The following is a 10,418-nucleotide window of genomic DNA, read 5'->3' as shown; positions in this document are numbered from 1 at the left end:
ATATGGAATCGATCAATAATCAGTTTCGCGTTTGGAAATAGCTTTTTCACTAAGGAAACATAAGGTGCATACATATCAATAACGATCCATTGAACCGCCTCTCGAACTTCTGATGAGAAGCGCAAAAAGTAACGTTCTAGATAGGGAAGGCGTCGATTTTCTAAAATATCAAGTAGTTCATGGGTGTCACCATCCATCATAATGAAGCTCATGGCGCTAGACACACTACGAACAGACTTAAATTCATCGAAACATAAGGTTTTTGGTAAGCTTTGTTTCAAGGGATTCAATGGACGATAAAATTTTTTCATGATTCGATAAACGGAAGAGACAGAAATATTTTTTTGGTAGGCAATTTCGGTCATTGAAGTGTTCTTCTTTAAATGAGTGACGACAGACCAACGGACCTTTTGACTAATAAAACAGTGCTTTTCAGCAACCGAAGTATCGGCAACAAAGGTTTTATGACAAGACTTACATTTAAAGCGTTGTTTCTTCAATTCTAAATAAGTTCGGTATTCAGAAACATCATTGAGTAACAACCGAACGGTTGTCGTCCCCCAACGGATAAGCTGAGAGGGGACGACACAGTGGCAATGAACACATTTTTCAGGTGAATAGCGAAGCCTCCCACGATAGATCATGCAAATTTGGCCTTTGTACTTTTCTTTCGTTAAGCAATTTTCCTCAAAATGGATATTTAGGTCTAGAATATTTAGAGTATCTTTGATAAGCTGAGTATAAGACATCTTGAGTCCTCCTTATGAATGGTTATGCCAAATCAATTCTAAAGGATTTCAAGGTGTCTTTTCTACTTTTTTCTCAATAAAAAAGATGCTGGTGAAATTCACCAACATCAAAAAGTATAGAGCCATAAAAACCAACGCAATGAGTGGGCATACATAGGGTTTTAAATTCTCAACTCATGAGAGAAAGACGAACGATTTGTATTGTTTTTAGGTGGTGCTTGGTTACTGTTAGCCAACTGTAGGTAAAGTTTGCACATTGCTGCTACTACCTTACGATCCAAAGTTGATAGTTTTGACAATTCCTTATTCCTTCTTAAGAACAGCTGGCATAGGTCCTGTTCAGCCTTGCTTAATATGATTCCATCCTGCCTCTTAAGCTGAGAACTGCTCTTGTTTAAATTTTCAGGGGCCTCAGTTTTTTCCAATAAAAATTGCTCGGCATATGCGATTACCTGATCCAATTCTGCTACCGCCTGCTTTTCAGATTCTTCTAATTTAATTGAATTTTGTTTAGACGCAATGCGTCTTTTAAGAAGAGGGCCGCTCCTACTTAAGCTCCCATTTAAATCCATTAATTTAAAAGTCCTTGTTTTAAATGGATCATGGTTAATAGGCTGATGGACCTGTGCTGTCACCTGATTTAATTCGGACGACATCTGCTGTTTTTTTATTTTATAGACATTTTCTTTTTTTTCGGATTTCTCTAATCTAACCCCATTTTGTCGTTTAAATTGAGAAATCTCACTTTCTTCAAGGAGAGGTGTCCTACCCTTGTCCTGCTTCGCAAGCAGCTTTCTAAATCTTTTTAAAAATCGGTTCATTATTGATCTCTCCTATTCATTCCATACAATCAGTATACGCAATTAAGGGAAGAATCCATGGCTATTTTTTCGCAAAATCGGAAACAAATGCTTGCTATATGAGATAACGCCCACTAAGCTATGATCGATTGAGTGGGTTTCGTATTTTTAAAAAAAGAAAAAAATGTTTTTTTACTTAGCAATTCATAAATTAGACTTTTAGCAAGGGGAGGAGTTTTAGGATGATTGAGTTTAGTAGTACTAATGAGCTATTCAAATGCGGTTTAAGTTTTTGTGATTTTTTTGACGAAGTATTATTTCAATTTTTTATACATAAAGATGGATCTATGTTCTATGATCCAGTTTCTAATTTTTTATGTAGCAAAGAAGGTCATAAAGTAATAATAATGAAACTCGAAAAAAAGGAACTACTATTTAAAGAATAGTTCCCTTTTTTATTGGACAGTGTAAACAGAAATTTAAGGTCAAATTCTCGACTCATGAGAGAAAATCGAATGATGCACATCATTTTTAACCAACGTTTGGTTACTGTTTGCCTGCTGTAACTGATGTTTCATTTTTGCTTTAACTACTTTATGCTTTAAACTGGACATTTTTGCCCTTTGTTGATACGGAACTTCCAATTTTTGATATCGGTTGAAATTCTTAGCGGATTGTTCTTGTTTAGATCCTTTTAATATCATTCCATCTTGTCGCTTAAGCTGAAAATTATTTTGGGTTAAATCAATTAATTTAAAAGTTTTTGTTTTAAATTGGTAATGATTGACTCTTTGGATGATTTTTTCGAAGGTGTTTGGTACTATCACCAACCACGACAAGTAGGTTAGCGTAGGTAATTTTGCTTTTAAGACGACTTCTTCCTTTTTGGATTTGTCTAATCTAATCGCATTGCGTCGTTTAAATTGAGGGCTCTTTCGTTCTTTGGTAGGAGGAATCCTACTTTTAACTTGTTTATATATATAAGATTCAGGTCCTTGTGTAGGATTATCTTTTCCTAACCATGCAAAAAAACGATTCATATCAATTTCTCCTCTTTATTTTATACCATTAGTATATGCAATAAAGTAAAAAATCAGTGACTAGTTTTTCGTAAATTGGAAACAATCGTTTGCTAAACAAAATGAACCCCGCTCAACCATGATTGATCGAGGACAGATTTTCACTAAGAATATCAAAATTCTAGTCAACAAGGAATAAAGGTGCGGAAATATGATTATTTTTGAAATATCTCAAATAGATACAATCACTTGAATTCGATTATTATCCTAATAATATCAATAGGTTGAATACGATTGGTAGATACTTGGAAATGCTTATCGCCATTAGCTACATGATGCGGAAAAAGTAGCACATAACAAAGGAATTTGTTGTTCTATGGTTATTGGCCGAAACAAAAGTCATTGGAGACATGAGCTTTTTTCTTTATCTAAAAAGTGATTATTTAAAGAAATCAGGCAGAAAGCCTATTTGCTGATTTAGATTATCCAATTATTTTCTGATAGGTAGGATATCAAAAAGTATCAAAGAAACATCATATTGTGAAATTTGCTATAATTGAAAGAAAACACTGGAGACAAACATGGAGATTAGACTATTGAGATACTTTTGGACTGTTGCTCAAGAAGGGAATATTTCACGTGCAGCAAAATTATTAAATATTACTCAACCTACTTTGAGCAGGCAAATCCGCGACTTAGAGAATCAATTAGGGATGCCACTGTTCCATCGGGAAAAGAATCATCTTTATTTACTTCCAGAAGGTCTTTTTCTCAAAGAAAGAGCAGAAGAAATCCTTGAATTAAACGAGAAACTTGAGCAGGCTTTTCTAGAAAAGAAAAATGGGCAGATGGAAGGCATGATTTCAATTGGTTGTGTGGAGGCAGATAATTCAGATACAGTAGCGATGATGCTTGAAGAGCTTGTAAGTGATTATCCAAATGTCCAATTCAATATAGTTACTGGAACTAGCGAAGATATCAGTGATCGCTTAGAAAAAGGGCTGCTTGATCTAGCTGTGTTACTTGAACCAGTATCTCTTGAGAATGTGAAAGTATTGAAGCTTCCAAGAGAAGAAAAATGGGGTTTTTTAGTTTCAAAAGAACTATTTATCTCAAGAAAAGACTACTTGACACCAGAAGATACTATAGGATTGCCAATCCTTTGTTCCAGTAGAAAAGAAGTTCAACAATTATTAACAAATTGGACAAATACTCCACTAGATACCTTGAATATTGTTGGTAATTTCAATCTTCTATTCAATGTTTTTTCTTTAGTTGAAAATAAAGTGGGAGTGGCTCTTACGATTGAAGGTTCAGTCACAAAAAGAAATTTAAGTAGTACAGAGTTTATCCCTATGGAACCAGAAGTGAAAACTAATTGTATACTTGTATGGAAAGATCGCATTCAGGCACCAGCAGTTCAAGAATTGATTTCTCGCTTTAATCATGCTTTTAAGGCATAGTGCTATGAGAATCAAGCATTAGACGATAATAAAAAGGAGTTGTACGATGAATATACGAATCGTACAACTCTTTTTTATTTATTAGGAGAAATCCTGTCTAGAACAGATAAGTAGTTCATTTAGACGAACTCGAGTCATCTAGGAGCTTTTTTTGGAAAACCCATCAGATTGATAATCAATGGAATAGGAGAGATATATTTGAAAGCGGCAGTGGTGTTTTTTTCCCGTGCAGGAGAAAATTTTATAAATGGAAAAACAAAAAAAATCGCAATTGGGAACACAGAAGTAGTCGCTCAGAAGGTTGCTGCTCTACTTGATACTGAGTGTATCAAATTAAAAGAAGTGGAAAGATATCCTGAAAAATACGAGGAAGCTGTAAAGCGAGCGGAAAATGAAAAAAAGCAATTGAGCCGTATTACTTATCATCCAATAGACTTGGAACGTTCAGAAATTGACGCGTTATTTCTTGGATATCCCAACTGGTGGGGAAGTTATCCTCAGATCATCGCTTCTTTTTTAGCAGATTTCAATACGGAAGGGCTTGAGATCTATCCTTTTTGCACTCATGAAGGAAGTGCATTTGGACATAGTTTGGCTGATTTGAGAAAGCAATGTCCTAAAGCAAAAATAAACGGTGGACTTCCTATACGAGGCTCACGTGTAGAACGTTCAGATCTAGCGATTGAAAACTGGTTGCTTCCATATAAGTAGTTGATGAATAAACAATAAAATGGAGGAAATGATAATGGACAAATATGAAGAAGTAAAAAATGGTGTGATTTTTCCAATTGGAGAAAAAAATGAAGCATATGCGCAATACTTTATTGGACAAAGTTATTTACAATCTTTGGTTTCTGATCCAACGATTCTTGTAGGCGTTGCGAATGTTACGTTTGAACCTAGCTGTCGTAACAACTGGCATATTCACCGTGACGGATTTCAACTACTTTTAGTGACTGGAGGAGAAGGCTGGTATCAAGAAGAAGACAAAGCTCCCCAATTGTTAAAGGCAGGAGATGTGGTTATTACTCATGATGGAGTGAAACATTGGCATGGTGCCACAAAGAATAGTTGGTTTGAGCACATTGCGATCACTGCGGGTACACCAGAATGGTTAGAACCAGTAAATGATGAGTGGTATGAAAAACTAGACAATTAAAGGAGACGATTTTAATGAAAAAGCAAACAGCTGGGAGAGATAGCTTAGGCGAATTTGCGCCCCAATTTGCTGCATTAAATGATGATGTTCTGTTTGGGGAAGTTTGGTCAAAAGAAGAGGAACTATCTGCACGTGACAGAAGCCTGATTACTTGCTCCGCATTGTTAGCAATGGGGGCGCCACAGTTGGAAGCACATTTAAAGATTGCAAAAGAAAATGGAGTCAGCAAAAAAGAAATCTCTGCGTTGATCACACATCTGGCATTTTATGCTGGTTGGCCGAAAGCATGGAGTGCATTTTCAGTAGCCAAAGAAATTTTTGACTAATAATTTTAAAAAAGTGATTTTGTGGATTTGAAAAGGAGAAGAGGAAAATGATTTTACAAGAAAATTATACATTAAATAACGGAATCATCATTCCTAAAGTAGGATTTGGTACGTGGATGATTGACAACGAAGCGGTAGTTCAAGCTGTTAAAGATGCATTGGAGATTGGCTACCGGCATATTGATACAGCGCAGGCTTATGGAAATGAGAATGGTGTTGGGAAAGCAATTCAAACCTCAGGCATTAAACGTTCAGAGATTTTTGTGACTAGCAAAGTAGCAGCTGAACACAAAACCTATGAATCGGCTGCACGATCTATTGATGAATCTTTGGCGAAATTAGGTTTAGAGACCATTGATTTGATGATCATTCATGCGCCACAACCATGGGAAGAATTCAGAGAAGCAAACTATGATAAAGAAAATATTGAAGTATGGCGTGCGTTGGAAGACGCTCTAAAAGACGGTAAAGTTCGTGCCATTGGGCTGTCGAACTTTAATCAACATGATATAGAAAATATTTTGGAATATGCTACGGTAAAACCGGCAGTCAATCAAATTTTGGCACATATAGCAAATACGCCATTTGAATTGATTGAATACTGTAAGAAAAATGAGATTTTAGTAGAAGCATATTCACCTATTGGGCATGGAGAATTATTAAAAAAACATGAATTAAAAGAAATGGCGAGAAAATACGAAGTAAGTGTGCCACAACTTGCAATACGCTACTGCATTGAACTGGGGTTATTACCGTTACCTAAAGCAGAAAATAAAAACCATATACAATCAAATAGTGAATTAGATTTTGAATTGACATTGGAAGATATCAATCAATTAAAAAAAATCAAAACGATTGATGATTATGGAGAATCAAATCGGTTTCCCGTATATAGTAAAAAATAGAAATATAAAAGTAAATTTGTCGAATAGATGAGGTTGGGACAGAAGCGTTTAGCTCCGAGAAATAAGCCGAAGGAGTTGCTTTTTCTCTTGCCGTTTATATGTATTTAGAGCGTGGAACAAAAGTAAATAGCGCTTTTGTCCCACGCTTATTATTTGATGAAAAATGACCGTATATCTTTATTCAAAAAAAGTAGAGTTATCTAATAATTCATCCTGAATGATACAAAAGATTTAGAGCGTGGAACAAAAGTAAATAACACTTTTGGATCACGCTCTTTAAATGTGACGATTTGATGTCCTTTTGTCGCTCTTTGTCAACTGATGTTGGTGAAGAGGAATTTTAGAATTATTGGTAAACAGAAAGAACTATTTTCTTTTTGTTCATTTTTTTGTTCATTGCATTTTGATTGGTGAATCTAGACCATATGGATGGTTTATAGAATTAGATGGTAATCTATCTTCAATTAAGTTTCTTCACTTAGAACATGTTTTTTCATCGATAATGCTAGTTCTTTATTTTCTCAACAAGTGTCCTTTAAATAAATAGTATACGAAATATCAAAGAGGTTTCCATAGGAAAGTTATCTAATCTGTATGGTGAAATAGCAGAACCAAAGCAATAGTTATATTCAACTAAATTAAATTTTTTTGCCTTAATGCTAACTAAATTTGAATTAAAAAAACACTAGCTTATCAAGGGGTGTTAACTGACAATTCTTATTTTTAAATGATATAATTTGTATAAATCGTAGGAATTAAATAACGTATATCACAAAAATGAGGACGAAAATGGAGGTGCCTAGTGATGAGAATTATAATTATTGGTGGAAATCATGCGGGGATTGCAGCCGCGCTTCGAATTCGGGAGGAATATCCTGAAGATGAAGTCATTGTATTCGAAAAAAAAGACGAAATCACATTTGTTTCACAAACTATCCCATTATTTTTAATGGGGCATCAAGATATCCATTCACAAGCAAATTATGCGACACCACCAGAAATCATAGCTCAAGGGGTAGATTTACGTATTCAAACAGAAGTGATTTCTATAAATGCACAAAAAAAATCACTTATTTTCCAAGATATTCTCAAGCGAAGGGAAGAAGAAATAACCTATGATCGACTAATTATGGCAACCGGTTCTTACCCAAATCTTCCACCAACCGGGGGAAAGTTGAATGAAACGTTATTTCTATTAAAGGAACGAAAAGATGCGGAAGCTATTGAAAAATTCATTTCAGAAGCAAATAATGCCATTGTGATTGGGGGAGGATTAGTAGGCGTAGAAATCGCTCGTATTTTAGCACAGCGACAATTGAAAGTGACGTTGATTGAGTCCAATCCTCGAATATTAGCAAACTATTTGGATTATCAGGCAGCCCTTGAAGTAGAGCAGCAATTGGAAGAAGAGGGAATCCAATTATTACTTGACACACGTGTAGAAAGTTATCATACTATCGAGAAAAAGGTCTGGAGTCGTCCTAATATAGAAGCAGTGACTTCTTCGAAAATGAAAGTACGTGCTGATGGAGTCTTTGTTTCCATTGGGTTTCGCCCCAATTCTTTTTTATTAGCTGGACAAGTCAAAACTGGTGATCGTGGAGCAATTTTGGTTGATAAATATATGTATACGACGAATGATTCGATTTTAGCTGTTGGGGATTGTTCGACAACTTACATGGATTTAACTCGCGAAAATATTTATAACCCCCATGCTTCAGATGCGTTTCGTCAAGGGTTGATTGCAGCTATCAATGTACACGAAAAAAAACAAGAAATAGCAACGACTACTGGAACGTATAAATTCAACATGGACGGATTTACTATCGCTAAAACAGGGATTACGTTGAAACAAGCAAAAATGTTTGGCTATGATGCAGAAGAGGTACACTACCAGAATCGTTATCTAGAACGGGAAGGACGATTTGTTCATGAATCGATAAAAAAATATTCTCCTACAGAATGGCAAAATAATAAATACTATTCTAGCATCTATTTGATTTATGAGAAAAATACATTGAAGATTCTAGGTCTACAAGTTCTTGGAACTGTAGATATTTCTCAGTATGTTAATACTGTCAGTTTAGCGATCCAAATGAGTGTTACAGTACCGGAATTTGAATTTACAGATTTCTTTTTTGAACATGGTTATAAAAATCCATTGGGTTTTAATAAAATATTGGCTTCTTTAGTTAGGAATAAAGAAAGAGAGCGTGGTTATTATGACAAAAAAGAAACCTCGAATGAAGTTGAATAAACCAGATAAAGAGATGTCTAAAAAGCAAAAGCGTATGATTGAAGCTGGTGCCTTTCTGACAGTCGGCGCTGGAGCGTTTATAGGTGGAGTAACTCTACCCAATATTTCTGCCTCTGCCGATAGCTCATCCATGTCTGAGAAACGACTTGTTGAAGATGATGTAATTCGAGATCTTGAACATACTTCTGTCGATGAGTTGAATCAGTCTTTACAAAAAGGTCAAAGTAGTAGTGTTAGAACACAAGATGGTTATGTAGCAAAAATGATGAATGAATTGCCAAATCAAGCAACACTCTCTTCAATGTATGAGGGAGAAGATATTTCAATTAGTGACAGACACACCGTTTATGATATCCAGCAAATACTCGGAATTAAGGATGCAGATGTTTATTATCAAACATCTACCTTATCTAAAAGTGACCCGCAAATAATGAAAATGTCTGGATATCGGCAATTAATCAAAGATAATCCCAATGTGAAAGTCACTTCACAAGAGAAATATCAAACAGTTTCACCGCATTTATATGAATCCAAAGTGAAAGCATACGAGGATTCTGCAAACTGGAAAGATTCTAGGGTCGTATCAAGTACAAGAGAAAAATCATTGAGTTTTTCTTCTAAAGCAAGACCAGAAAGCATAAATTTCACAGCGGATGACGGTGCAGTATTAGGAAATATGAAAATTGATACAGGATTCTCAATGAAAGTGAAGGCAGATAACGGTCAATCTCCATTGACGAATGAAATAAAAAGTGATTTTGAAGACGCGCTGGAAAAAAATTTTTCTATCACCTATGAAGGAAGTACTTACTTTGCTGTATATCATGATGAATCTATTTCGACTGATTATGGAAAAAATCATGCGAATGGTTATTTTACTTTTGCTTCCTCAACACATGGATTCCCTTTAGAAATCAATGGTCATTATCTAGTAGCGCCAGTAAAATTTGGAAGTACAGTTGATAGTTTGAAGACCGCTCTTTCACTTCATGGTGTTAGAAGTTTTGAAAATACAGATTCTTGGTTGAATACAGAGGAATCAAATATCAATGTGCAAATGAACTATGTAGATCAATTGGAAGATGAAGCTACCAATTATTATGAAATCCAAGCCAAAGAACAAACTATTGAATCATTAAAATACGATTATGTCACAGTCAGTTTAGATAAACAAGACACGGTGAGCTCGAATACAGTCTATGCTGACGAAACTACAACTCCTACTTACAATGGGTCACAAGCAGGTATTAGCCCAGGTGGAGCAGTTGATGGTAACCTAAATGAAGATTCAGCTGGATTGGCCAGTTGGAATCAAACCACGACTTTTTCTGGTGGTGGCTATGGAAATCATGTCATCACTGTAAATTCTGCAGTGACAGTTAAAAGTGGGGTTGTTTCAGAAAAAAATTTCCCAGCAGTATTGAACACTTTGAACCTAACAGTAGATGGTGTTTCTTTCAATCAGTTCGTTTCTCAACCAATGATGGTTAATGGCGTACAATATGCTGGCTATTTGACGGGTACGAATGGTTCAGGTAGTGATTTTACCATTATTGTGAAAGATGTAAATTTCAATATTTACCAAATTGGTGGTAATTTCGCTTATATTTTTACTGCAATAAATCAACCTGTAACACCCGCGTCACCAGAAGTCCCAAGTAATCCAGATCCAGCCACGCCAGAAGTGACACCGGAGTTACCAAGTAATCCGGATCCAGTCACGCCAGAAGTAACACCGGA

Annotated in this window: 11 protein-coding genes; 8 read left to right on the top strand and 3 right to left on the bottom strand. The window is 35.5% G+C overall.

The genetic code is table 11. The features are described from left to right. Positions 1 to 749 (bottom strand): ISL3 family transposase (locus A5844_RS03275; protein WP_143353698.1); only part of this gene is annotated, 749 nt, incomplete at its 3' end. Between the two features lie 161 nt (positions 750 to 910). Continuing rightward, positions 911 to 1,570 carry a hypothetical protein gene (locus A5844_RS03270; protein ID WP_086283869.1) on the bottom strand — a complete coding sequence of 220 codons (660 nt, stop codon included), beginning with the start codon at positions 1,568 to 1,570 and terminating at the stop codon, positions 911 to 913. Between the two features lie 221 nt (positions 1,571 to 1,791). On the opposite strand from A5844_RS03270, the gene A5844_RS14400 reads away from it, so the two are divergent. Then, positions 1,792 to 1,995 carry a hypothetical protein gene (locus A5844_RS14400; protein ID WP_086283868.1) on the top strand — a complete coding sequence of 68 codons (204 nt, stop codon included), beginning with the start codon at positions 1,792 to 1,794 and terminating at the stop codon, positions 1,993 to 1,995. A gap of 39 nt (positions 1,996 to 2,034) precedes the next feature. On the opposite strand, the gene A5844_RS03260 is transcribed toward A5844_RS14400, so the two are convergent. Beyond that, positions 2,035 to 2,589, bottom strand: coding sequence for a hypothetical protein (locus A5844_RS03260; protein WP_086283867.1), 555 nt, complete (start codon positions 2,587 to 2,589; stop codon positions 2,035 to 2,037). 560 nt (positions 2,590 to 3,149) lie between these two features. Between A5844_RS03260 and A5844_RS03255 the strand changes: the two genes are divergently transcribed. The 7 genes from A5844_RS03255 to A5844_RS03225 form a co-directional block, all read left to right on the top strand. Then, positions 3,150 to 4,031 (top strand): LysR family transcriptional regulator, encoded by an 882-nt coding sequence (locus A5844_RS03255; RefSeq protein ID WP_086283866.1) that lies wholly within the window; start codon positions 3,150 to 3,152, stop codon positions 4,029 to 4,031. Between the two features lie 198 nt (positions 4,032 to 4,229). Continuing rightward, complete coding sequence (locus A5844_RS03250) at positions 4,230 to 4,742, top strand: flavodoxin (protein ID WP_086283864.1); 513 nt, start codon at positions 4,230 to 4,232, stop codon at positions 4,740 to 4,742. A gap of 34 nt (positions 4,743 to 4,776) precedes the next feature. Then, the gene (locus tag A5844_RS03245) at positions 4,777 to 5,190 is read left to right on the top strand and encodes a cupin domain-containing protein (RefSeq protein ID WP_086283862.1); all 414 of its coding nucleotides are present in this window, start codon (positions 4,777 to 4,779) and stop codon (positions 5,188 to 5,190) included. A 14-nt stretch (positions 5,191 to 5,204) separates the two neighbouring features. Then, on the top strand, positions 5,205 to 5,516 hold the full coding sequence (locus tag A5844_RS03240; RefSeq protein WP_086283860.1) for a carboxymuconolactone decarboxylase family protein: 312 nt from the start codon (positions 5,205 to 5,207) through the stop codon (positions 5,514 to 5,516). Positions 5,517 to 5,563: 47 nt separating this feature from the next. Next, the gene (locus A5844_RS03235; protein WP_086283858.1) at positions 5,564 to 6,421 is read left to right on the top strand and encodes an aldo/keto reductase; all 858 of its coding nucleotides are present in this window, start codon (positions 5,564 to 5,566) and stop codon (positions 6,419 to 6,421) included. A gap of 805 nt (positions 6,422 to 7,226) precedes the next feature. Beyond that, the gene (locus A5844_RS03230; protein ID WP_086283856.1) at positions 7,227 to 8,678 is read left to right on the top strand and encodes an FAD-dependent oxidoreductase; all 1,452 of its coding nucleotides are present in this window, start codon (positions 7,227 to 7,229) and stop codon (positions 8,676 to 8,678) included. Continuing rightward, on the top strand, positions 8,644 to 10,418 hold a 1,775-nt coding region (locus A5844_RS03225; RefSeq protein WP_179190528.1), incomplete at its 3' end, for a hypothetical protein. The genes A5844_RS03230 and A5844_RS03225, both read left to right, overlap by 35 nt.

The organism is Candidatus Enterococcus wittei (assembly GCF_002140175.1).
Lineage (GTDB): Bacteria > Bacillota > Bacilli > Lactobacillales > Enterococcaceae > Enterococcus_B > Enterococcus_B wittei.
This window is presented reverse-complemented; position numbering and strand designations above follow the sequence as displayed.